The sequence below is a fragment of the Curtobacterium sp. PhB190 genome (assembly GCF_004365385.1).
Taxonomy (GTDB): domain Bacteria; phylum Actinomycetota; class Actinomycetes; order Actinomycetales; family Microbacteriaceae; genus Curtobacterium.
The window spans coordinates 67,795-90,224 of record NZ_SODN01000008.1 but is presented as its reverse complement, the minus strand read 5'-3'; the positions used below and the strand labels follow the sequence as shown (position 1 = coordinate 90,224).

24 protein-coding genes are annotated in these 22,430 nt (G+C 70.9%); 9 read left to right on the top strand and 15 right to left on the bottom strand.

All coding sequences use genetic code 11. The features are described 5' to 3' along the window. Positions 1-168: 168 nt before the first annotated feature. From EDF47_RS14385 to EDF47_RS14360, 6 genes are all read right to left on the bottom strand, one after another. Positions 169-861, bottom strand: a complete 693-nt coding sequence (locus tag EDF47_RS14385) for an alpha/beta hydrolase (RefSeq protein WP_131881342.1) — start codon at positions 859-861, stop codon at positions 169-171. A gap of 10 nt (positions 862-871) precedes the next feature. After that, a complete protein-coding gene (locus tag EDF47_RS14380; RefSeq protein ID WP_123293457.1) occupies positions 872-1,315 on the bottom strand; it encodes a transcriptional repressor in 444 nt (147 codons plus the stop codon). Beyond that, on the bottom strand, positions 1,312-2,283 hold the full coding sequence (locus EDF47_RS14375) for a metal ABC transporter permease (protein ID WP_243834061.1): 972 nt from the start codon (positions 2,281-2,283) through the stop codon (positions 1,312-1,314). The genes EDF47_RS14380 and EDF47_RS14375 overlap by 4 nt, the downstream gene beginning before the upstream one ends. Then, positions 2,283-3,128, bottom strand: a complete 846-nt coding sequence (locus EDF47_RS14370) for an ATP-binding cassette domain-containing protein (protein ID WP_133937577.1) — start codon at positions 3,126-3,128, stop codon at positions 2,283-2,285. The genes EDF47_RS14375 and EDF47_RS14370 overlap by 1 nt, the downstream gene beginning before the upstream one ends. Positions 3,129-3,175: 47 nt before the next feature. Further along, complete coding sequence (locus EDF47_RS14365) at positions 3,176-4,087, bottom strand: zinc ABC transporter substrate-binding protein (protein ID WP_133937537.1); 912 nt, start codon at positions 4,085-4,087, stop codon at positions 3,176-3,178. Between the two features lie 127 nt (positions 4,088-4,214). After that, positions 4,215-5,483 (bottom strand): PTS transporter subunit EIIC, encoded by a 1,269-nt coding sequence (locus EDF47_RS14360; protein ID WP_133937539.1) that lies wholly within the window; start codon positions 5,481-5,483, stop codon positions 4,215-4,217. A gap of 178 nt (positions 5,484-5,661) precedes the next feature. Here EDF47_RS14360 and EDF47_RS14355 point away from each other — a divergent pair, with 178 nt between their 5' ends. Both EDF47_RS14355 and EDF47_RS14350 read left to right on the top strand, forming a co-directional pair. After that, positions 5,662-5,898: a PTS transporter subunit EIIB gene (locus EDF47_RS14355; RefSeq protein WP_071253138.1), complete on the top strand. Its 237-nt coding sequence runs from the start codon at positions 5,662-5,664 to the stop codon at positions 5,896-5,898. Next, on the top strand, positions 5,895-6,347 hold the full coding sequence (locus EDF47_RS14350; RefSeq protein WP_123293454.1) for a glucose PTS transporter subunit IIA: 453 nt from the start codon (positions 5,895-5,897) through the stop codon (positions 6,345-6,347). The genes EDF47_RS14355 and EDF47_RS14350 overlap by 4 nt, the downstream gene beginning before the upstream one ends. An 88-nt stretch (positions 6,348-6,435) precedes the next feature. Here EDF47_RS14350 and EDF47_RS14345 read toward each other — a convergent pair whose 3' ends face one another. The 6 genes from EDF47_RS14345 to EDF47_RS14320 form a co-directional block, all read right to left on the bottom strand. Beyond that, entirely contained in the window at positions 6,436-7,170 is a 735-nt protein-coding gene (locus EDF47_RS14345) for a GntR family transcriptional regulator (RefSeq protein WP_123293453.1), read from the bottom strand. 129 nt (positions 7,171-7,299) lie between these two features. Next, positions 7,300-7,881, bottom strand: a complete 582-nt coding sequence (locus tag EDF47_RS14340; RefSeq protein WP_123293452.1) for a GNAT family N-acetyltransferase — start codon at positions 7,879-7,881, stop codon at positions 7,300-7,302. Positions 7,882-8,039: 158 nt separating this feature from the next. Beyond that, positions 8,040-9,632, bottom strand: coding sequence for a dihydrolipoamide acetyltransferase family protein (locus EDF47_RS14335; protein ID WP_133937543.1), 1,593 nt, complete (start codon positions 9,630-9,632; stop codon positions 8,040-8,042). Between the two features lie 46 nt (positions 9,633-9,678). Continuing rightward, positions 9,679-10,638 carry an alpha-ketoacid dehydrogenase subunit beta gene (locus EDF47_RS14330; protein WP_133937579.1) on the bottom strand — a complete coding sequence of 320 codons (960 nt, stop codon included), beginning with the start codon at positions 10,636-10,638 and terminating at the stop codon, positions 9,679-9,681. An 86-nt stretch (positions 10,639-10,724) separates the two neighbouring features. After that, the gene (locus EDF47_RS14325) at positions 10,725-11,861 is read right to left on the bottom strand and encodes a thiamine pyrophosphate-dependent dehydrogenase E1 component subunit alpha (protein WP_111087051.1); all 1,137 of its coding nucleotides are present in this window, start codon (positions 11,859-11,861) and stop codon (positions 10,725-10,727) included. A 23-nt stretch (positions 11,862-11,884) separates the two neighbouring features. Next, the gene (locus EDF47_RS14320) at positions 11,885-12,964 is read right to left on the bottom strand and encodes a histidinol-phosphate transaminase (RefSeq protein WP_133937545.1); all 1,080 of its coding nucleotides are present in this window, start codon (positions 12,962-12,964) and stop codon (positions 11,885-11,887) included. Between the two features lie 72 nt (positions 12,965-13,036). Between EDF47_RS14320 and EDF47_RS14315 the strand changes: the two genes are divergently transcribed. The 5 genes from EDF47_RS14315 (at position 13,037) to EDF47_RS14295 (ending at position 17,589) form a co-directional block, all read left to right on the top strand. Continuing rightward, entirely contained in the window at positions 13,037-13,435 is a 399-nt protein-coding gene (locus tag EDF47_RS14315) for a phage holin family protein (RefSeq protein ID WP_123293450.1), read from the top strand. A gap of 47 nt (positions 13,436-13,482) precedes the next feature. Beyond that, positions 13,483-13,995: a low molecular weight protein-tyrosine-phosphatase gene (locus EDF47_RS14310; RefSeq protein ID WP_111087056.1), complete on the top strand. Its 513-nt coding sequence runs from the start codon at positions 13,483-13,485 to the stop codon at positions 13,993-13,995. Beyond that, positions 13,992-15,377 (top strand): adenylosuccinate lyase, encoded by a 1,386-nt coding sequence (gene purB, locus EDF47_RS14305; protein WP_123672158.1) that lies wholly within the window; start codon positions 13,992-13,994, stop codon positions 15,375-15,377. The genes EDF47_RS14310 and purB overlap by 4 nt, the downstream gene beginning before the upstream one ends. Positions 15,378-15,511: 134 nt before the next feature. Beyond that, entirely contained in the window at positions 15,512-16,777 is a 1,266-nt protein-coding gene (locus EDF47_RS14300) for a hypothetical protein (protein WP_131922120.1), read from the top strand. A gap of 2 nt (positions 16,778-16,779) precedes the next feature. Beyond that, the gene (locus EDF47_RS14295) at positions 16,780-17,589 is read left to right on the top strand and encodes a L,D-transpeptidase family protein (RefSeq protein WP_243648943.1); all 810 of its coding nucleotides are present in this window, start codon (positions 16,780-16,782) and stop codon (positions 17,587-17,589) included. Between the two features lie 86 nt (positions 17,590-17,675). Here the strand turns inward: EDF47_RS14295 and EDF47_RS14290 are convergent, their stop codons facing one another. Further along, positions 17,676-18,590, bottom strand: a complete 915-nt coding sequence (locus EDF47_RS14290) for a LysR family transcriptional regulator (RefSeq protein WP_131881940.1) — start codon at positions 18,588-18,590, stop codon at positions 17,676-17,678. Between the two features lie 71 nt (positions 18,591-18,661). Here EDF47_RS14290 and EDF47_RS14285 point away from each other — a divergent pair, with 71 nt between their 5' ends. Beyond that, a complete protein-coding gene (locus EDF47_RS14285; RefSeq protein ID WP_131881938.1) occupies positions 18,662-19,651 on the top strand; it encodes an EamA family transporter in 990 nt (329 codons plus the stop codon). On the opposite strand, the gene EDF47_RS14280 is transcribed toward EDF47_RS14285, so the two are convergent. Next, on the bottom strand, positions 19,620-20,597 hold the full coding sequence (locus tag EDF47_RS14280) for a DUF1731 domain-containing protein (RefSeq protein ID WP_133937547.1): 978 nt from the start codon (positions 20,595-20,597) through the stop codon (positions 19,620-19,622). The two genes, EDF47_RS14285 and EDF47_RS14280, sit on opposite strands and share 32 nt — an antisense overlap. A gap of 174 nt (positions 20,598-20,771) precedes the next feature. Beyond that, entirely contained in the window at positions 20,772-21,326 is a 555-nt protein-coding gene (locus tag EDF47_RS14270; RefSeq protein ID WP_131881934.1) for a DUF4166 domain-containing protein, read from the bottom strand. A 47-nt stretch (positions 21,327-21,373) separates the two neighbouring features. Here EDF47_RS14270 and EDF47_RS14265 point away from each other — a divergent pair, with 47 nt between their 5' ends. After that, complete coding sequence (locus EDF47_RS14265) at positions 21,374-22,294, top strand: cation diffusion facilitator family transporter (protein WP_111086907.1); 921 nt, start codon at positions 21,374-21,376, stop codon at positions 22,292-22,294. Positions 22,295-22,430 lie beyond the last annotated feature (136 nt).

Here is a 22,430-nt window from a genome sequence, read left to right as displayed (position 1 = left end):
ACGCGCAGGACCACCGAGGTGGTGCATGCGAGGGGGTTGTGCACACCGCCCAGACCCGCAGCCCCTGTCGAAGGGGGAACGGACACCACGCGACCGCGGCGTTCGCGACGGTCGGAGGGCTTGGAACAACGGGTCCGCCACGCGGACGTGGAGGACCAAGGGAAGAGCTTACGCGAGCTCCGGGCGTGTCGCAAGCGCACGCACCATGAGCTCCCCGAGTTCGCGCGGCGCCGTGAACATCGGCCAGTGTCCGGTCTCGAGTCCGACGATGCTGAGCTCCTCGGTCGCGACGAGTTCCGCGGCCCAGGTCTGGTGGTCGGCCACCATCGTCGCGAGCTCGGTCGCCGGGATCTCACAGGTGATCACCGTCGCCGGGATCGTGTGCCGGGCGGCGTCGGCGTAGTGGAAGCGGTCGGACGGCACGGCGGCCGGCTCCGGGATCGCCCGGTGCTCGAAGGACTCCCGCAACACCGGCGTCATCCCGCGCACCGTGGCCGGCTCCCAGACGTCCCACGACGGCAGCGGCACCACACCGTCCACCACGGGCAGTTCGTCGTTCACGCAGCCGCCGGCGGGACCGGGGAACGTGTCGACGTAGAGCAGGTGTTCGACGAGCGAGGGCCGCTGGTCGGCGGCCATGTACGCGATCGGTCCGGCGCCCGAGTGACCGGCGAGCACGACGGGCTCGTCCGGGCTGGCGACGTCGTCCAGGCGCTCCACGAGCGCCGCGACCTGCTCGTCGAGCGTGTCGCCGTCGCGGGTGATCGCCTCGACCGTGTGGCCCGCCTGCAGCAGCACCGGGGCGACGTCGTCCCACGCGCTCGCATCGAGCCAGAACCCGGGGACCAGGATGACGTGCATGGCGCGGACGCTACTCGCCGTCGGCGTCGCCGGTCCGCGGTCCGGCTGCAGCGGCAGATGCCGTGCACACCGCGCACTCGCCGAAGATGTCGACGACGTGGCTGGCGTTCGTGAACCCGTTGGCGGCGGCGACGTCCTGCGCCCACTGCTCGACGGGGTCCGCCTCGATCTCGACGGTCCGGCCGCAGTTCCGGCAGATCAGGTGGTGGTGGTGCGCGTCCGTCGTGCACGCCCGGTACAGCGATTCGCCGTCCTGCTGCAACGAGTCGGCGTCACCCTCGGTCGCCAGGTCGGCGAGCGCCCGGTAGACGGTGGCGAGGCCGATGGTCGAGCCCTCGTCACGCAGGTGTTGGTGCAGCGCCTGCGCGCTGACGAACCCCTCGGTGGAGTCGAGGGCACCGCGCACCGCTTCGCGCTGCCACGTGTTCCGCTTGACCTTCTGCACGGCGTTCATGCTGGTGCACCCACCTTCGTTTCGGCTGACGTTCCGGAACCGGTTCCGGCTCCGGTTCCGGTTCCGTTCGTTCCGGACGGGAGGCCCGGTGTGCCCCCGCCACGCTGGTCGCGGCGGACGACCCGGTCGCGTCCACGGCGGTCGCGCCTGGCCCCGACGATCCGGCAGACCACCCAGATCGCGAACGAGATCGTCGTCACGTAGGGGCTGATCGGCAGGCCGCCGCCGAGTGCCAGCAGGATGCCACCGACGACCGACACCACGGCGAACACCGTGGACAGCACCGGCACGACGACCGGGTGCGAGCTGAGCCGCAGGGCCGCAGCGGCCGGGGTGACGAGCAGCGACAGCACGAGCAGCGCGCCGACGATCTGCACCGACACCGCGGTGGCCAGGCCGAGGACGAGCATGAACACGATTGCGAGCGTCCGCACCGGGATGCCTGCGGCCGCGGCCACGTCGGGGTCGACCGACGCGAACATCAGCGGCCGCCAGATGACGAGCAGGGTCGCGACCACGATGGCGGCGATGACGATGAGGAACGTCAGCTGGGGGTTGTCCACCGACACGATCTGGCCGGTGAGCAGCCCGAACTTGTTGGCCGCACGTCCCTTGTAGAGCGCCAGGCACAGGATGCCGAGCCCGAGGCCGAACGGCATGAGCACGGCGATGATCGAGTTGCGGTCGCGCGCTCTCGAGCCGAGCACCCCGATGAGCAGCGCCGCGATCACCGACCCGACGAGCGAGCCCGTGACGACGTTGACACCGAGCAGCAAGGACGCGCTCGCGCCGGCGAAGGACAGCTCCGAGATGCCGTGCACCGCGAAGGGCATGTTCCGGGCGACGACGAACGGGCCGATGAGCCCGCCGACGATGCCGAGCACCGCGCCGGCCCAGATCGAGTTCTGCACCAGGGCCACGAGCTCGCCGTAGTCCTGGAACGAGAAGACCGTCGACAGGACGTCCATCAGATCCGCCCTTCGTCCGACGCCGGGGCGTGCGGGTCGACCTCGCCGTGGTGGTGGTCGTGCGCGTCGTTCGCGCCGACGATGACGATGCGTCCCATCGTGCGGACGACGTCGACGGGGGTGCCGTACAGGTCGCTCAGGACGTCGGCGCGCAGGACCTCGTCGGAGGAACCGATCCGGAACCGGCCGCCGGCGATGTACAGGACTCGGTCGACGACGTCGAGGATCGGGTTCACGTCGTGCGTCACGAAGAGCACCGCGGCACCCTGCTGCCGACGCTGCCGGTCGATGAGCTCGGTGACGCCGCGCTGGTGCCGCAGGTCGAGTGAGATGAGGGGCTCGTCGCACAGCAGCAGTGCCGGGTCGGCGGCGATGGCCTGACCGACGCGGGTGCGCTGCTGCTCGCCGCCGGACAGCTCGGCCACCGGGGCGTCCGCGAACGCGGTGGCGCCGACCTCGTCGAGGATCCGGTCGATGCGGGCGCGGTCGGCCTTCGACGTCGGCAGGACGCCCCACCGGTGCCCCGTCACGCCCTGCGCGATCATGTCCCGCGCGCGCAGGGGGGTGCCTGCCTCCATGAGCCGCTGCTGCGGGATGTAGCCGATCTTCCGGTGTCCACGCCGGACGGGCTGGCCGAGGAACGACATCGTGCCGCTCGTCAGGCGCTGCTGCCCGAGCACCGTGCGCAGGAGCGAGGTCTTGCCGGCGCCGTTCGGGCCGAGGACCGCGACGAACTCCCCCGGCGCGATGTCCAGGTCCAGGTGTCCCCAGAGCTTCCGTTCGCCGAAGGACAGCCCGGCGTCGCGCAGTGCCAGGACCGGACGGGCCGCAGCCCGGTCGTCCACCGAGGTGGTCGCCGGGCTGTCGGTCGTCGCTGCTGCGGTCGAGGTCGTCACTTCTGGAGCGCCGCCTGCACCGCGTCGATGTTCGCCTGCTGCCACGAGACGTAATCCTGCCCCTTGGGGAGCGTCTCCGTGACACCGACCACCGGGACGTCGTTCTGGTCGGCGGCCTTCTTGACCTGTTCGGTCTCGGCACTCGAGGTCTGGTCGTTGTAGGCGAGCAGCTCCACGCTCTTGCCACTGAACAGCGCGAGGGTGTCCTTGAGGGCTGCCGGCGGGACGTCGTCGCCCTCCTCGATCGCCTCGGAGAACGCTTCGGGGGTGACGTTGTCGAGACCGATCGCGTCGAAGAGGTAGCCCGGCACCGGCTCGGTGTACGCCACCTCCTCGCCGTCGTACGTCTTCTTCAAGTCGGCGGTCTGGGACTCGAGGCCCTCGAGTTTCGTCGTGAGCGCGTCGGCGTTCTGCTCGAACGTGGTCTTGTCGCCCGCGTCGAGCGCGGACAGGCGCTTCGTGACGTCGTCGACCAGCTTCACCATCGTCGGGTAGCTGTAGAACACGTGCTCGTTGAACTCGGCGTCGCCACCCTTGTCCAAGCCCGAGAGCTTCACGACGTTGATGGTGTCGGCCTTGGTGTCCGAGGCGTCGGCGAGCGTGGTCATGAAGTCGTCGTACCCGCCGCCGTTCTCGATGAGCAGGTCGGCCTTCGACACCGCGAGCTGGGTGCGAGCGCTCGACTCGAACGAGTGCGGGTCCTGCGAGGGGTCGTTCAGGATGCTCGTGACCGACACCTGGTCGCCGCCGATCGACTGGACGATCGAGCCGTAGACGTTGGTCGAGGCGACGACGGCGATCTTCCCGTCGCTACTGGCGTTGCCCGAGGCCGAGGAGGTCGCGCAGCCCGTCAGAGCGAGCGCGGCGGCGCCGGCGACGAGCGGGAGGGCGAGGAGGCGGTTGTGCATGCTCCGACGGTAGCGCTTGCTGATAACGATTGTCAAAACCGGTATCAGCGCTCTGGTGGTGACGACAGACGGACAGGAGGCGCGGTGCCAGCTGGCACCGCGCCTCCTGTCCGTCACGTGGTGACGTCTACGGCTTGGTGGCCGCGTCGATCGTGTTCTCGGCGATCGTGTCCTCTTCACGCCCGGGCGTGCGGAGGTTCCACTTCTTGATCACGAAACTGAACAGGAAGTAGTACACGACCGCGTAGCCGAGGCCGATCGGGATGAGCCAGATCGCTCCGTCCGCCTTGCCGAAGTTCAGCACGTAGTCGATCGCACCGGCCGAGAACGAGAACCCGTCGTGGATCCCGAGCGCGTTGACCAGCGCCAGCGACGTCCCGGTGAGCACCGCGTGGATGACGTACAGCGGGAACGCCACGAACATGAACGAGTACTCGAGCGGCTCGGTGATGCCGGTCACGAACGAGGTGAGCGCGGCCGAGATCATGATGCCGCCGACGAGCTTGCGGTTCTGCGGCTTGGCGTTGCGCCAGATGGCGAGCGCACCGGCCGGCAGCGCGAACATCATGATCGGGAAGAAGCCGGTCTGGAAGATACCAGCGGTCGGGTCGCCGGCGAGGAAGCGCGGGATGTCGCCGTGCACGATGTCGCCGGCCGCGTTCGTGAAGCTGCCGAGCTGGAACCACGGGAAGAAGTTGAGCAGCTGGTGCAGGCCGATCGGGATGAGCATGCGGTTCGCGAACCCGAAGATGCCGCCACCGATCACAGCGTTGTCCGCAACGGCGGTACCGGCAGCCGTGAGGGCGATGTCGAAGTAGCGGTAGACGAATGCCATGAGCACGGCGATGACGAGACCAGCCGCAGCGGTCAGGATCGGGACGAGGCGACGACCGGAGAAGAAGCCCAGGAAGTCGGGCATCTTCGTGCGGTGGAACTTCTCCCACATGACCGCCGAGACGAGCCCCATCACGATGCCGCCGAGGACACCGAAGTTGATGGTCGCCTGGTCACCGTTCGCGTCCTTGACCCCCGCGAGCACAACCGGCGACATGACTGCGAACACCTGGTACATGACCATGTACCCGACGACTGCGGCCAGAGCGGTCGTGCCGTCCGACTTCTTCGCCCACCCGATCGCGATGCCGACCGCGAAGAGGAGCGGCAACCAGGTGAAGATGGCCTGTCCGGCAGCCGAGATGACTCCCGCTCCCGTCTCGAAGCCGGGGATCGCGCCGAGCAGATCAGGCTGCCCGATGCGGTTCAGGATGCCCGCGGCGGGCATGACCGCGATCGGCAGGAGCAGGCTCCGTCCGAGGCGCTGGGCGTTGGCGAAGAGCCGGGACTGCTTCTTCGGCTTCTTCTTCTCCGGCACGTCCGTGGCAGTGGTGGCGCTCATCGGAGGTCCTCTCGTCATTGGGTGGAGCTGTCGGGGTGAGTTGAGTCGTGCAGCCAGCGCAGGTAACCTCGGCGGTGTCGCCAGGTCCGGTCCTGTCCGGTCATGACCAGTTCCGTAGTCTGAACCGAGACCGGTCCCGTGTCAACCTGGTACGAAAACCCTTAACGAGGAGGAAACGATGGCCGACATCAAGGCAGCCGACATCATCGCCGCGCTCGGCGGTGCCGACAACATCGAAGAGGTCGAGGGCTGCATCACGCGCCTCCGTGTCGAGGTCGAGGACGGCGACCTCGTCGACAAGGCCGCGCTGCAGGCTGCGGGCGCCCAGGCCGTCGTCGGCGGCGGCACCGGCTGGCAGGTCATCGTCGGCACGGTCGCCGACAACCTCGCGCAGGACATCCAGGACGAACTGTGACGGCGGTCCGCACGCCGTTCGCCGGCCCGGTCGTCGCCCTCGCTGACGTGCCGGACCCGGTGTTCGCCGGCCAGCTCGTCGGCGCCGGTGTGGCCGTCGACCCGACGGGCGTCGAGGGCGCGGTCACCGCGGTGGCCCCGGTCGACGGCACCATCGTGAAGCTGCACCCGCACGCGTTCGCCCTGCAGGGCTCGGCGGGCACGGACGTCCTCGTGCACGTCGGTATCGACACCGTGAAGCTGTCGGGCGAGGGCTTCGAGCTCCTCGCCACCGAGGGCTCGACGGTCACGGCCGGCGACCCCGTCGTCCGGTTCACCCCGTCGGTGATCTCGGCCGCCGGCTACTCGCCGATCTGCCCCGTCGTGGTGCTCGGCTCCGCGCCGGACACCGTCGACCAGGGCACGGTGGGCACCTCGGTGCTCGACGGCGACACCCTGTTCGAGGTCTGACCCGGGCGCACCCCGGTTCTTCCTTGCCGAAGCGACTCTGTGCTGCGGAACGTTCGCAGCACAGAGTCGCTTTCGCGTTCGTGCCGGACTACGCGACCGCCGGGGTCGCGGTGACCTCCATCTGCACGCGGTAGCGGTCCGAGCGGTACCAGCTGCGGGTGTGCTCCACGGGGCGCTCCCCCGCGTACGACACCCGGTCGAACTCGAGCACCGGAGCACCGGTCTTCGTGCCGAGCAGGGTCGCGACGTCGTCGGCGGCCGGGTTCGCGGCCACCGTCTGCTGTGCCCGGTCGATCGGGGTGCCGTACTCGTTCGCGATGATCGAGTACACCGACCCGGACAGGTCGTGGTCGAGCAGGCCCGGGAACGCATCGGCCACGAGCCAGGCGTCGTCGATCGACACCGGAGCGCCGTCCGCCATCCGGAGTCGCTTCACGTGGAAGGCCGACACCTCGGCGTCGAGCCGCAGCGCCGCCACGGTGTCACTCGGCGGCACACGTTCCTCGCGCACCAGCACAACCGTGGTCGGGACGTGGCCCATCGCGCGCATCTCCTCGGTGAACGACGCGAGGTGCAGCGTCGACTGCACGGGGCGGTGCGCCACGAACGTGCCCTTGCCGCGCACGCGCTCGAGGTAGCCCTCGTTGACGAGCTGCCCGAGTGCTTCGCGCACGGTGATCCGTGAGACGCCGTACTCGGCGATGAGCTGGCGTTCGGACGGGATCGCGGCGCCGGGGGCCAGGCGCGCGGTGGCGAGGTCGAGCAGGATGCGCCGCAACTGCTGGTGCTTCGGTTCGGCACCCTCGGTGATGCGGCTCGTCATGCGTCCCTCGTGCTCCGTTGCTGGTCCTGGGTGGTGGTCATGCGCGGACATGACCAGTTCCCATCACAGTAGCGAGTCGACCTCGGAACGCCAACGTGCGTGACGTTCCGCGTGGACCGGCGGGAGGGTTCAGGCGTTGCGGACGAGCCAGGCGAACTGTTCGTCGGAGAGCAGCCGGTCGGTCCAGACCTGCCCCTCGACCCCCGCGGCGGACGACGTCTGCACCCCGGGAGCCCCCTGCCACACGAGTGACAGCCCGGCACGACGGAGCACCGCGGCGGACGCGGGGTTGTTCGTGAGCACGCGACCCGTCACGGGGACGTCCGGCGCGGTCTCGCCGGCGGCTCGCACGGCAGCGAGGGCGATCTCGGACGCGAAGCCCTGCCCCCAGGCCGCGGGAGCCAACCGGTACCCGAGGTTCCAGACCCCACCGGCGGTCATGTCGACCCCGCCGACCCCGACGAACGCGTGGTCTGCAGCCGTGCGGACGGCCCACGAACCGAGTCCGTGTCGGGCCCGACCACCGATCTTCCGCTGCACCAGGTCCACGCTCGAGCTCCGGGCGACGTGCCGTCCGCTCGGCAGGTGCTGCCAGGTGCGGGCGTCAGCGAACACCGCGTGCACGTCGTCGATGTCGGCCGGCGTGAGCGGGGTGAGCAGGAGGCGATCCGTTCGGATCTCCTGCGAGGGGGTCAGGAGCTGGTGGACCATGCCCCGATCATCCCCCGCACCACCGACATCCGTGTGAACACCACGCGACGTTTGCGGAAGGCCGCAGATGGTGAGCAGAAATGGTCGAGTGGCTCGAAGCCACCCGACCATTTCTGCTCACGAAGCGGAACGACCGACGCATCGACTCCTGAACGCGCTCAGTCGAGCAGGAGCGCGGGCTCCTCGAGCACCGAGGCCACGTCGTGCACGAACCGCGACGCCACGTCGCCGTCGACGACGCGGTGGTCGAACGAGGCGCCGATGGTCGTCACCATGCGCGAGCGGACCTCGCCGTCGACGACCCACGGCTTCGGCTTGATCGTGCCCATGGCGACGATGGCGACCTCGCCCGGGTTGAGGATCGGGGTGCCGGTGTCCATGCCGAACACGCCGATGTTCGTGATCGAGACGGTGCCGTTCGCCATCTGCTTCGGCGTCGTCTTGCCGTCACGGGCGGTGAGGGTGAGTTCCTCGAGCGCCTGCGCCAGCTCGAGCAGCGACATGTCCTGCGCGTCCTTGATGTTCGGCACGATGAGCCCGCGCGGGGTCGCCGCGGCGATGCCGAGGTTCACGAAGTGGTGGACGATGATCTCGCGATCGGTCCAGGTGGAGTTCACCGAACGGTTGCGGCGGACGGCCCAGATGACGGCCTTCGCCACGATGAGCAGCGGCGACACCTTGACGCCGGCGAACGTCGGCGACGCCTTGAGCCGCTTGACGAACTCCATCGTGTGGGTCGCGTCGACGTCGACGAACAGCGACACGTGCGGTGCGGTGAACGCCGAGGAGGTCATCGCGGTCGCGATGGCCTTGCGGACGCCCTTGACCGGGATCGTCTCGCTGCGCACCTCGCCCCACTCGGGCGTCTCGATGTTGCGGAAGACGCTGGCCTGCTTCGCGTGCCGGATGACGTCGTCGCGGGTGACCTCGCCGGCGAACCCGGTCGCGACGATCTCGGTCAGTTCGACACCGAGGTCCTTCGCGAGCTTCCGGATCGGCGGCTTCGCGAGCACGTTGGTCGCGAGGGTCTGCTTCCGCGCGGGCGCGGAGGCCAGACCGGCGATCGCCTCGGCGGTGGTGTCCTCACCGGGATCGCTGGCCGCTTCGGCCGCTGCTTGCGCATCCACACTGGAGGCACGGCTCGCCTCGGCAGCCAGGGCTGCGGCCCGGCGGGCGCCCGGCTTGCGACGGGACGGCGACGAGGTCGCCGAGCCGTAGCCGACGAGGACGGCGCCGGAGGACTCGTCCGTCCCGACGACGGAAGCGCCGTCGGCGACGGGCTGCACCGGCGCTGCCGCGGGGGCGGCAGCGACGACGGGAGCAGGTGCAGCAGCGGGTGCCGGGGCCGCCGCGGGGGTGGGCTGGGTCTGCGCGACCGGAGCCACCGGGGCGGGCGCTGCCGGCGGGGTCGGGGCGACCACGGGCGAGGTCGGGACGCTGTCGGCGACCGGTGCCGGGCCTCCCGACTGGGCGGCCGGAGCCGTGACCGGCGCGCCGGACGCGACCGACGCATCGGACTCGACACGGATGATCGGCTTGCCGACCTCGACCGTGTCACCCTCGGAGACGAGCAGCCCCGTGACGGTGCCGGCGAACGGCGACGGCAGCTCGACGAGCGACTTCGCGGTCTCGATCTCGACCAGGACCTGGTCGACGGTGATCTCGTCCCCGATCGCGACGCGCCACTGCACGATCTCGGCCTCGGTGAGGCCTTCGCCCACGTCGGGCAGGGGGAATTCGGCGACGGCCACTTACGGCTCCTTCGGCGTTCGGACGAGTTGGGTCAGTCGAGCTGGATCAGTACGCGAGGGCGCGGTCGACGGCCTCGAGGACGCGGTCGGCGTCCGGCAGGTGCATATGCTCCAGCTTCGAGACCGGGAACGGGATGTCGAACCCGGACACCCGTAGCGGCGGCGCCTGCATCGTGTAGAACGCCTTCTCGGCGACCGTGGCGGCGATCTCGCTGCCGACACTGACGAAGCCGGACGCCTCTTGCGCGATGACGAGGCGCCCGGTCTTGCGGACCGAGGTGAGGATCGGGTCCCAGTCGATGGGCGAGATCGAGCGGAGGTCGATGACCTCGCAGCTCGTGCCCTCGGACTCGGCGAGCTCGGCGGCCTGCATGAGGGTCGCGACCATCGCACCGTGGCCGACGAGGGTGACCTCGGTGCCGGTGCGTGCCACACGCGTGGTGTGCATCGGGACGTGCCCGTCGACGAGGTCGACCTGGCCCTTGGGCCAGTAGCGCGACTTCGGCTCGAGGAAGACGACCGGGTCCTTCGAGGCGATGGCCTCTTGGATCATCCAGTAGGCGTCGTTCGGGGTGCTCGGGCTGACCACGCGCAGACCAGGGGTGTGCGCGAAGTACGCCTCGGGCGACTCCTGGTGGTGCTCCACGGCGCCGATGTGGCCGCCGTAGGGGATGCGGATGACGACGGGCAGCGACATGTGCGCTGGCAGCCGGTTCGCCATCTTCGCGAGCTGCGAGGTGATCTGGTCGAAGCCGGGCCACACGAACCCGTCGAACTGGATCTCGACGACCGGGCGGTAGCCGCGCAGGGCGAGGCCGATCGCGGTGCCGATGATGCCGGCCTCGGCGAGCGGGGTGTCCCGCACGCGCTCCGGGCCGAAGCGGTCCTGCAGGCCCTCGGTGATGCGGAAGACACCGCCGAGCTGGCCGATGTCCTCGCCCATCAGCAGGACCTTGTCGTCCGCCTGCATGGCCGCGGCGAGCCCGGCGTTGAGGGCCTTCGCCATCGGCAGGGTCGGCGTGGGGTCGCTCGGGACCTCGCCGGCGCCCGGGTGGGACCGCAGCGTGTAGTCGAAGAGCTGCTCGGTGGTGCTCATGCGTGGGCGCCCCCTTCGAAGCCGGCCTCGTACTGTTCGAGCCAGGCCTTCTGCTCGGCGACCAGCGGGTGCGGCTCGCGGTAGACGTTGTCGAACATGACGTCGACGGACGGCGGGGTCAGCGCCACGGTGCGGCGGCGGACGTCGGCGGCGATGTCCTCGCCCTCTTCGTCGAACGCGGCGAACTGCTCGTCCGTCGCGCCCTTCGAGCGCAGGTACGCCTCGGAGCGGACGATCGGGTCGCGGCGGACCCAATCCTCGAGTTCGCCGTCCGCGCGGTACCGGCTCGGGTCGTCCGAGCTGGTGTGCGCGCCGATGCGGTACGTGTCGGCTTCGATGAAGGCCGGGCCCTGGCCGCTGCGGGCGTGGTCGGTGGCGACGACCGAGGCCGTGTACGACGCGAGGATGTCGTTGCCGTCGATCAGCACGCTCGGGATCCCGAAGCCGCGGGGACGGTCGACGAGCGGCGTCGGCGACTGCACCGACACCGGCACCGAGATCGCCCAGTGGTTGTTCTGCAGGAAGAAGACGACGGGGGCCTTCGTCGACGCCGAGAACACGTACGCCTCGTTCACGTCGCCCTGGCTCGTCGCGCCGTCGCCGAAGTAGACGATGGAGCACGCGTCACGGTCGGGGTCGCCCGTGCCGACGTCGCCGTCGAGCTTCTGGCCGAGCGCGTAGCCCGTTGCGTGCAGGGTCTGCGAGCCGATCACCAGGGTGGAGATGTGCGTGTTGCCGCGCTGGTCCGGGTCCCATCCACCGTGGGTCTGCCCGCGGTACATCGCGATGATCTCCATCGGCTCGACACCGCGCTGCATCGTGACGGCGTGCTCGCGGTACGAGGGGAAGACGTGGTCCTGGGCGCGCAGGGCGAAGGCGGAACCGGTCTGCGCCGCTTCCTGCCCGTGACTCGGCACCCAGAGGCCGAGCTGGCCGGTGCGCTGCAGGTTGTGGCCGGCGTGGTCGAACCGTCGGGTGAGGACCATGCGGCGGTGCATCGCCAGCAGGGTCTCGTCGGGGATCGCCCGCGCGGCGGCGGCGAACTCGGCGTTCTCGTCGGACTCCACGAACCGACCCTCGGGGTCGAGGAGCCGGACGGTGGTCGTCGCGGGAGCCGCGGCGCGGAATGACATGCGGGCCAGCGTAGCGGCAGGCATCAGTCGGCCACCTGGAGGTCCCCCACAAGCGAGCGGGCCGTTTCGAGGAGCGTTTCCACAGCCTCGTGCTCGCCGATCGAGATGCGGATGCCCTCCGGCGGGAAGGCCCGCACGATGATGCCGGCCTCCTCGAAGGCGGTGGCCGCAGCGACCGTGCGGTCCCCCGTCGGCAGCCAGACGAAGTTGCCCTGGGCGTCCGGCACGGCCCACCCTTGCTCGCGCAGCTCGGTGACGATGCGGTCCCGCAGCGCGGCGATCTCGGAGACCCGCTCGAGCAGTTCGCCCTCGCGTTCCAGGCTGGCCAGTGCGGCCGCCTGCCCCTGGGCCGTGACGGAGAGGGGGATCGCGCACGCGCGGACCGCCTCGAGCACGTACACCGGGCCGAGGGCGTAGCCGACGCGCAGCCCGGCGAGACCGTACGCCTTCGAGAACGTCCGGAGGACGACCAGGTTCGGGTAGCGGGCCAGCAGCGGGTGCCCGTGCACGGCGGCCTCGTCGGTGGCGAACTCGGCGTATGCCTCGTCGAGCACGACCAGGACGGACTGCGGCACCGCGGCCATGAAGGACGCGAACTCGGACTCGGTCACGATCGGGCCGGTCGGGTTGTTCGGCGTGCACACGATCACCATGCGGGTGCGGTCGGTGACGGCGGCGGCCATCGCGTCGAGGTCGTGGCCGCCGTCCGGTCGGTTCGGCACCTGCACGCTCGTGGCACCCGCGACGGTGACGACACCGGGGTAGGCCTCGAACGACCGCCAGGCGTAGACGATCTCGTCGCCCGGGCCGGAGGTCGCGCGGGCGAGCTCGTGCAGGATCGCGACGCTGCCGGGTGCGACGTGCACCTCGTCGGCGGTCAGTCCGAAGCGGTTCGCGAGCGCGGCACGGACGGCCAGGGCGGTGGCGTCCGGGTAGCGGTTGAACGCGGTCTGCGCCTGCACGGCCTGGACCACCCCGGGGAGCGGGGGGAACGGGTTCTCGTTGCTCGACAGCTTGAAGGCGTCGTCGGCGGCCTGGCGTCCCTGCTTGTAGGCGGGGAGGACCGCGATCTCGGGCCGGATGTGCACACGCTCGTCAGTCACCTGCACAGGGTAACCCGCGGCCGTGCGGGCAGTGTCGGTGACTGCGCGGGTGTCGGAGGGCATCATGGGTGCATGCGATTCCTCGTCCGCCTCGTCGTCAACGCCGTGGCCCTCTGGCTCACCACGCTCATCGTCAGCGGCGTCTCCGTCACCGCGTTCGGCGACGGCGGGACCACGGCGACCGTGCTCACCTACCTGCTCGTGGCCTTCGTGTTCGGGCTCGTCAACGCCGTGATCGGCACGCTGATCCGGATCGTGGCGTTCCCGATCTACATCCTGACCCTCGGGCTGATCTCCTTCATCGTGAACGCGGTCCTGCTGCTCATCGTCGCGGGCATCTCGGACGCGTTCGGCTTCGGGCTCGAGGTCGAGTCGTTCGGCTGGGGCATCGTCGGCGCCTTCGTGCTCGCCGTCTTCGCCTGGCTGATCGGGCTGTTCGTCCGTCCGGTGCTGAACCGCCAGCGGGCGTGACGCGGACGGACCTCGCGGAGGAACCCTCCCTGCGTCATGATGTGACCATGGCCCCGGACGTCGACGCCCCGTTCCGCGTCTCGTTCGTCTGCAGTGGCAACATCTGCCGGTCCCCGATGGCCGGCGTGGTCTTCGCGCAGATCGCCGCGGACGCCGGGCTCGCCGACCGCTTCCACGTCGAGTCAGCAGGCACCGGTGACTGGCACGTCGGCGAACCGGCCGACGAGCGCACGATCGCAGCCCTCGCGGCACGCGGATACGATGGCAGCAGGCATCGCGCCCGTCAGTTCGACCCGGACCGGTTCCCGGACCTCGATCTGGTGGTCGCACTCGACCGCTCCCACGAACGCGTCCTGCGATCGTGGGCACCGACCATGGACGACTCCGCCAAGGTGACGCTCCTGCTGCGGTACGACGACGCCTGGCCCCAGCAGACCGACGTGCCGGACCCGTACTACGCGGACCGGCACGAGTTCGACCGAGTGCTCTCGACCGTCGAACGGGCCTGCCGGGCGCTCTTCCACCAGCTCGAGCCGGCCGTCCGTCAGGGAGCCCCATGACCCCCCTTCCCCCGCAGCCGATCAGCCCGCTCGACGGGCGCTACTACCCGATCGTGCACACGGTGGGCGAGCACCTCTCCGAGGCCGGACTCAACCGTGCGCGCATCGTGGTCGAGGTCGAGTGGCTGGTCTTCCTGACCGACCACGCGATGTTCACCACCTCGCCGCTCAGCGTCGACGACAAGGCCGCGCTCCGGCGCATCGTCGAGACCTTCGGCCACGACCAGATCGCCGAACTCGCCGAGATCGAGGCGACGACCCGCCACGACGTCAAGGCCGTCGAGTACTTCGTCCGCCGCCGGCTCTCGGAGCTCGGGCTGGACGCGATCGCCGAGCTCACCCACTTCGCCGCCACGAGCGAGGACGTCAACAACCTGTCCTACGCCCTGACCGTGCGCGACACCGTCGACCAGGTCTGGCTGCCGGCGTACCGTGCCGTGCTCGAGAAGCTGCGGACCCTCGCGGTCGAGCTGCGCGCCGTCCCGATGCTCTCGCACACGCACGGGCAGCCCGCGACCCCGTCGACGCTCGGCAAGGAGCTCGCGGTCGTGGTCTACCGGCTCGAGCGCGTCCTGGCCCAGATCGAGGGCGGCGAGTACCTCGGCAAGTTCTCCGGCGCGACCGGCACCTTCTCGGCCCACCTCGCCGCCGACCCCGAGGCCGACTGGCCGACGCTGTCGCGCGAGTTCGTCGAGGGCCTCGGGCTGACCTGGAACCCGCTCACCACGCAGATCGAGTCGCACGACTGGCAGGCCGAGCTGTACGACCGGATCCGGCACGCCAACCGCATCCTGCACAACCTGGCGACCGACGTGTGGACCTACATCTCGATGGGGTACTTCACGCAGATCCCGGTCGCCGGTGCCACCGGGTCGTCGACGATGCCGCACAAGATCAACCCGATCAAGTTCGAGAACGCCGAGGCGAACCTCGAGATCTCGTCGGCGCTGTTCTCCACCCTGTCCGAGACCCTCGTGACGAGCCGTCTGCAGCGCGACCTGACCGACTCGACCACGCAGCGGAACATCGGCGTCGCGTTCGGGCACTCGCTGCTCGCGCTCGACAACCTGCGCCGCGGCCTGGGCGAGATCTCGGTGAACGAGGCCAAGCTCGCCGACGACCTGGACCACAACTGGGAGGTCCTCGCCGAGGCGATCCAGACGGTCATCCGTGCCGAGGTCACCGCCGGGCAGTCGAACATCGAGGACCCCTACGCGATGCTCAAGGACCTCACCCGCGGCAAGCGGGTGACCCAGCAGGACCTCATCGTGTTCGTGAACGGTCTGGACATCTCGGACGGTGCGAAGGCCCGGCTGACGAACCTGACGCCGGCGACGTACACGGGCCTGGCGGACGAGCTGGTCGACCACCTCGACGTCTGACGCTGTTCACCTGCACGATGTGAACACTGTGCTCCAAAGGGGTGCGGAATCCTCATGAAGTCGGTAGGTTCGTTCCGCTGAGCATCGTCTCAGCACGGGGGCGTCACAGAGGACGACCCCTGTCCTCTGACCGGATGGATCTCCACACCGTGCTTCGTTCCCGCATCACCGCGGCCGCCGTCGGCGCCACCGTGCTCGGCGTCACCGCTGCGCTCGTCCCCACCGTCTCCACCGCGAACCAGACGACCACCGCCGCGTCGGCGATCGTGACCTGGACCGACTCGGCCGCCGACTTCACTGCGGCACCCGAGGGCACCGTCCCGCTGAACGACAAGTGGTACTGGGCGGCGCTGTCCGACCCGACCGCCGGCGGGGAGATCACCGACTTCGCGACGCTCGACGAGGACGGCCTGTCGGTCTCCGACGGCGAGGCCGTCGGCCTGGTCCGCGGCCTGACGAAGCCGGTGCCCGGCGGCGAGGTCGGGGCGCTCGCCTCCGGCCTCAGCACCACGACGACCGGGGCGACGAGCTTCGGCCTCGCGATCCAGGAGGGCGGCGACACCAGCGCCCAGACCGTCGTCTTCGCCACCGACGCCCGCAACACCGACGGTGTCAGCGACGGCCTCACCCGGTGGATCGACCCCGCCACCGGCGAGGTCGAGTCGACCTCGAAGCTCGCCACCGACCTGAAGGCAGCAGACGCCGAGGTCGTCGGCTACGTCGTCTACGTCGGCATCGACATCACCGCCGAGGTCCCCGGACCGCCCGCGACCGACGAACCGACCGAGACGCCGGCCCCGACCGAGACGCCCGCCCCGACCGAGACCCCGGCTCCGACCGAGACCCCCGCGCCCACCGAGACGCCGACGACCGCCCCGACGCCGCCGACCACCGAGGCTCCTGACGCGACCACCGCCCCCGGCGGCGAGCTGAAGAGCCTCGCCTCGCCGCTCGAGTCCGACGCCCAGGCCCTCGCCGCCGACGCCAGCGGTTCGATCTCGGCCCTGCGCATCGACGACACCACGACGTACTTCACGCCGCAGCCCACCGCGGCAGCACGTCTGCTCACCACCTCCGCCACGCTGACCGAGGCCACCACCACCGGTGTCCGCGTGCAGGGCTCGGGCTTCGCCCCGAACGAGGTCGTCACCGCTGCCGTCGGCGACGCAGCCGACGCCGTCGCGATCCCCGGCGTCCAGTTCCGCGCCGACGCTGAAGGCAACGTCTCCGGGACCATCGTCCTGCCCGCCGACCTCGTCGACTCGGCCGGCACCTACGTGCTCGGTCTCGTCGGCCTGTCGTCGGGGCAGACGGCCGCGACGACCCTCACCGTGACGGCCGACGCGGCCACGGCGCCGGTCGCCGTGCCGGTGCCCGGAACGGCGACCTTCACGGGCTGATCTTGCCGATCCTCCCGACCGAGCCACGGCGGCGCGCGACACTGATCGCCGCCGCCGTGGCCGTCGTCTGCGCCGGGGCGGTGGCGTTCGTCGCCCTCGGCCCCCTGTCGGCGGCCCCCGCGCCGACCCCGACACGGTCCGTCGCCGCGAGCGCGACGCCGACCCCCACGGCGACACCGGGCCCGACGCGCTCCGCAGGCCCCACCGATGCGGTCGACGCGCCCGCGAGCACGACCGTCGCGGCCGTCCGCGGTGACAGCGTGCCGGTCAGCCGTACGCCCGGTGGCGCGGCCACGACCACCCTGTCGAACCCGCAGCAGTCCGGCGCACCACTCGTCTTCCGTGTGGTCGACCAGCGGGACGGCTGGGCGCAGGTGCAGCTCGCAAAGCGTCCGAACGGCAGCACCGGGTGGGTCCCGACGAGCGCGGTCGCCCTCACCGAGGACCCGTACGCCATCGTGGTCACCCGCGCGGAGAACACGCTCGACCTGTACAAGGACGGCAAGGTCGTCGACAGCTACCCCGTCGCGACCGGCACCGGCGGCACCCCGTCACCGACCGGCCGCTTCGCCCTGACCGAGCTGCTCGCCCCGACGAACAGCGGCTACGGCCCGTACGCGTACGGCACGACGGCGTTCTCGGACGTCCTCAACTCGTTCGGCGGCGGCCCGGGCCAGATCGGCCTGCACGGCACCGACGACAGCTCGAGCATCGGGACCGCTGCCTCGCACGGCTGCATCCGCATGCACAACGCCGACATCAGCGCCCTGGCCGAGCTCCTGCCGCTCGGCACACCGTTCCAGGTGCGCTGAGCGCGTTTCCGCGCACGGAGCGGGTCTGCCGTGGTGCACACCCGGACTGGAGGCACGGCGTGCGCCCGGCAGTGGGCGCGACCGTCTCAGGTGGTGACGTCCAGGGCCTCGGCGACCAGCGCCTCCAGGACGGTGCGCACCACGGGGCGGACCGCACGGTCGGGGCGGACCAGCGCCTCGATCCGGCGACCCGCACGCACGTCGGCCAGCTCGGCCAGGTGGAACCGGCCGGACGCCCGGGTGCCCGAGGTGTACCGCGGCACGAGCGCGACGCCGTGGCCCGCTGCGACCAGGTTCTCGATGACGGGCAGGTGGATCGTCCGGAAGGCGACGCTCGGCGGGGCGTCCGACGCCGCGGCCATCGCCTGCAGGACCCGGTCGATCGGGTAGCCCTCGGGCACGCCGATCCACGTCTCGCCGACGACCTCGTCGATCCCGACCCGCTCGCGACCGGCGAGCCGGTGCCCCGGCGGCACCGCGACGTCGAGCGGTTCGCGCAGGAGCGGCACGGTCTCCACCGATCCCTGGTCCGCCAGCCGCACCCCGTCCGACCGGTGTCCGACGACGACGTCGTGGTCGGCGGCCAGGGGTGCGAACTCCCCCTCGCTGACGTCCACGTCGACGAGGGTCAGCTCGATACCGGGGTGCGCGCGCATCCTGGTGAGGACTCCGGGCAGCAGCAGTTCGGCCGCCGACGGGAAGATCGCGAGGTCGACGCGGCCCGTCGCGCCACCCAGATGCTCCTGCCACGCGGCGTCGACCCGGGCGATCGCTGTGGCGACGCCGGCGGACAGGCCGGCCAGCACCTCGCCGTCGGCAGTGAGCCGGACGCCGCGTCCGATGCGCTCGACGAGCGGGACGCCCACCTGCCGCTGCAGCGTTTGCAGCTGCTGCGACACCGCGCTGGGCGTGCGGTGCGTGGCCTCGGCGACGGCGGTGACGCTGCCGCGCTCGGCGAGTTCGCGGAGAACGGCGAGCAGCTGCACGTCGAAGTCGACCATGCAGGGAGGCTACAACGTCGGTTGCGAACAATTCGCTGGTCCTACACGTTCGGAGCCGTCACGATCGGAGCATGACCACCCGTGACCGCCTCCTCGCCCTGGTCGTCGCCGTCGTCTGGGGCCTGAACTTCCCCGCGACCGCGCTCGCCCTCGAGCACTTCCCGCCGTTCCTGCTCGCGGCCCTGCGGTTCACGATCCTGGCGATCCCGACGCTGCTGTTCGTGCCGCGGCCGAAGATCCCGTTCGGACGGCTGCTGCTCGTCGGGTTCGGGCTCGGGGTGCTGCAGTTCTCGTTCCTGTACCTGAGCATGGCGTCGGGGATGCCGTCCGGGCTCGCCTCGCTCGTGCTGCAGGCCTCGGCGCCGTTCACCGTGGTGCTCGCCGGGGTGTTCCTGCGCGAACGACTCACCGGGCGACAGGTCATCGGCGTGACGATCGCAGTCGCCGCCCTCGGCCTGATCGCCCTGCACCGCTCGCAGACGGCGGCCCTGCTGCCGGTGGTGCTGGCGCTGTGCGGCGCGCTCGGGTGGGCGATCGGCAACGTCGCGACCCGACGAGCAGGAGCCGCGAACCCGCTGCACCTGACGCTCTGGTGGTCGGTCGTGCCGCCGATCCCGATGGCCGTGCTGTCGCTCGTGGTCGAGGGGCCGGACCGCATCGGCGCCGCACTCGGCACGGCCTTCACCACCGAGGCCCTGCCGGCGGACCTCGGCCTGCTCTACATCGTGCTCGTCGCGACCCTGGTCGGCTACGGGATCTGGTCGCGACTGATGGCGACCTACCCGTCGAGCACGGTCGCCCCGTTCTCGATGCTCGTGCCGGTCGTCGGTGTGCTCGCGTCGTGGGCGGCCTTCGGCGAGGTGCCCGACCTGGTCGAGGTGCTCGCCGGCGCCGTCGTGGTCGGGGCGGTGCTGTGGTCGTCGCGACCGGCGCGCGCGTCGCGACCGGCACGCGCGTCGGGTCCGTCGCACTCGTCGCCTTCCGAGGTCCTGGTGCCGACGCCGATCGACGGGGTCCCGGTGCCGGCGCTCAGCCCCGGTGCTGGCGACGCTCCGCGATGATCCCGGCGAGCGCACCGCGCAGGTGCGGGTACCGGAACTCGTAACCCGCCTGGGTCAACCGGGTCGGCACCACCCACCGGCTCTTGAGCACCAGTTCGGTCTCGGTGCGGATGGCGAAGGAGCCGACCTCGAGCATCCACCGCGGCGTCGGCAGTCCGAACCGGCGGCCTACGGCGTCGCGGATCGTCGCCATCACGGTCCGGTTGTCGGACGGGTTCGGGCTCGACACGTTCACCGGCCCCTCGAGCTCCGGGTGGTCGCGGACGAACCGGATCGTGCCGAGCACGTCGGCGATGTGCACCCAGCTGAACCGCTGTCGGCCGCGGGTCGGTCGGTGGTGGTGGTACGTCCCCGCCCGCAGCCGGGACCGGGTCGGCACCCAGGCGCCGTCGTACTGTGGCCCGCCGAGGCCCGTCTGCGCCAGCCGGAGGAGCGGCACGAGTGCGCTGCCGTCGCCGAACACGATCGCCATCCGGAGTGCCACCCGACGGGTCGACGGCAGGTCCGCGCCGAAGAAGGCGTCCTCCCACGCGCGTGCCACCGAGACCGAGAAGCCCTCTCCGAGCTCGCCGGTCAGTTCGTCCTGTGGGCGGTCGTCGGCGTGCCGGTAGATCGTCGCGGTCGAGGCGTTCAGCCACAGCGGTGGCGGCTGCTCGGCGGTGCGGATGGCCTCGGCGAGCTCGAGCGTGGTGTCCACCCGGGAGCGCGTGATCTCGGCGCGGTTCCGGCGGCCGTACCGGCAGTTGACGCTCTTGCCCGCCATGTTCACGACGAGGGCTGCACCGTCGACGAGCTCGCGGATGCGCAGGGTGTTGCCCCACACCGAGTCACCGGTCCGGCCGACCGTGACGACCTGGTAGCCCTCTTCGGTGAAGGCATCGCGCAGGTACTGCCCCACGAACCCGCTCGCTCCCGCGATCACGACGCGGCCCTTCTGGTCGCTCATCTCATCCCCGTCCTGTGTCCGGCGCGATCTCGTACCGGAACGCCCCCTCGTACCGGTACAGCGTGCCGAGCACCGGTGCCGAGAGCACCAGGGACACGCGCTGCAGGTCCGCTTCGTCATCGAATCGTTCTGTGAGCGTCACACGTGGTGACAGGGCGGCCGGGCGCGGCCCGCTCAGCGGCGACGCGCCAGCGGCGCGCGGGCCGCGCCGAGCGAGCCTGCGAGCCCGGTCACCTCGCGGCCCAGCGCACGGAACGTCACGCGCGTGGAGACCAGGCGCAGGGCGCCCGCGTCCGGCCCGTGCGCGTCGACCTCCGCCCGGAGCCGGGCGCTGACGCGCCCGTGGCGACCGAGGTGGTCGACCAGGCCGTCCGGTTCGGCGGTGATGGCGTCCACCATCGTGCGGCTGCCGGAGCGGAACCGGAAGGTGCGGTGCGCGCGGACAGCGGGGTGAGCCTCCCGTCCGGCACGACCACGACGGACGTGAGCCGGCCGGTTCTCGACCGTGAAGGGGACGTCCCGTTCCCAGACCGGGAACATGACGGCATCGCGGGCGAACCAGGCGAGCAGCGGCCACAGCCACCGGCGCGGTGTGCCGACGACGTCGAACACCCCTTCACCGCGGCCGACGTGGCCCGGCGGGATCGCGCCGAAGTACGCCGACAGCCGCGGGTGCAACCGGGCCAGCACGTCGGATGGTGTGGACAGCTCGTAGGGCGACCGGGTCACGTCCCGATCCTGGCATGTCGTCGGTGCCGATCCCTACGATGTGGCACATGGGTCACGACCACGGAGCAGGGCACTCGCACGGGCACGCGTCCGAGCGCGCGCTGCTCATCGCGTTCTGCATCTCGGCGACGATCCTGCTGGCCGAGGTCGTCGGCGCCGTCGTCACGGGTTCCCTCGCGCTGCTGGTCGATGCCGGGCACATGGTCGTCGACACCGGTGGGCTCGGCATCGGACTCGTCGCGACGCGGCTCGCCCGCCGCAGCCCGACGACGCAGCGCACGTGGGGCTTCCAACGCGCCGAGGTGCTCGGTGCCACCGCCCAGGCGGCGATCCTGCTCGCGGTCGGCGTCTTCGTGATCATCTCCGCGATCCAACGGCTGTTCGTGCCCGCCGAGATCCACTCCGGACCGCTCCTCGTGTTCGGCATCATCGGACTCGTCGGCAACCTGGTGGCCTACGGCGTGCTGCTGCGGGCCTCGGGCGAGGGCTTCACCTCGCGCGCCGCCCGGCTCGAGGTCCTCAACGACACCCTCGGCTCGGTCGCCGTCATCGCCGCCGCGGTCGTGCTCATGCTCACCGGGTGGGAGCGTGCCGACTCGGTCGCTGCGATCCTCATCGGCCTGCTCATCCTGCCGCGGGCGATCCGGCTGTTGCGTGAGACCGCGAACGTGCTGCTCGAGTCCACGCCGCCGGGGCTCGACCTCGACGACGTGCGGGGCCACATCCTCGAGCTCGAGCACGTCATCGCCGTGCACGACCTGCACGCGACCCTGGTGGCGACGGGGGTCCCGAACCTGACCGCCCACGTGGTGGTGGACGACGAGTGCTTCTCGACGGCGCACGCTCCGCGGATCCTCGACGAGCTGCAGCAGTGCGTGGCGGAGCACTTCGACGTGCCCGTGGAGCACTCGACCTTCCAGCTGGAGCCCGCGTCGCACCGGCGGCACGAGCACGAGGTGCACGCGTAGGGGTGCTGGCGCGGGTCCGTCGCTGGTGCGGCGGGCCACACCCGTTCTGCGACGGTGCTCGAGTCGATCGACGCATGTTCTGTCGGAAGATGCGCACGCAAGCACTCACGCCCGCGACCTCGACCGCGCCCCCGCC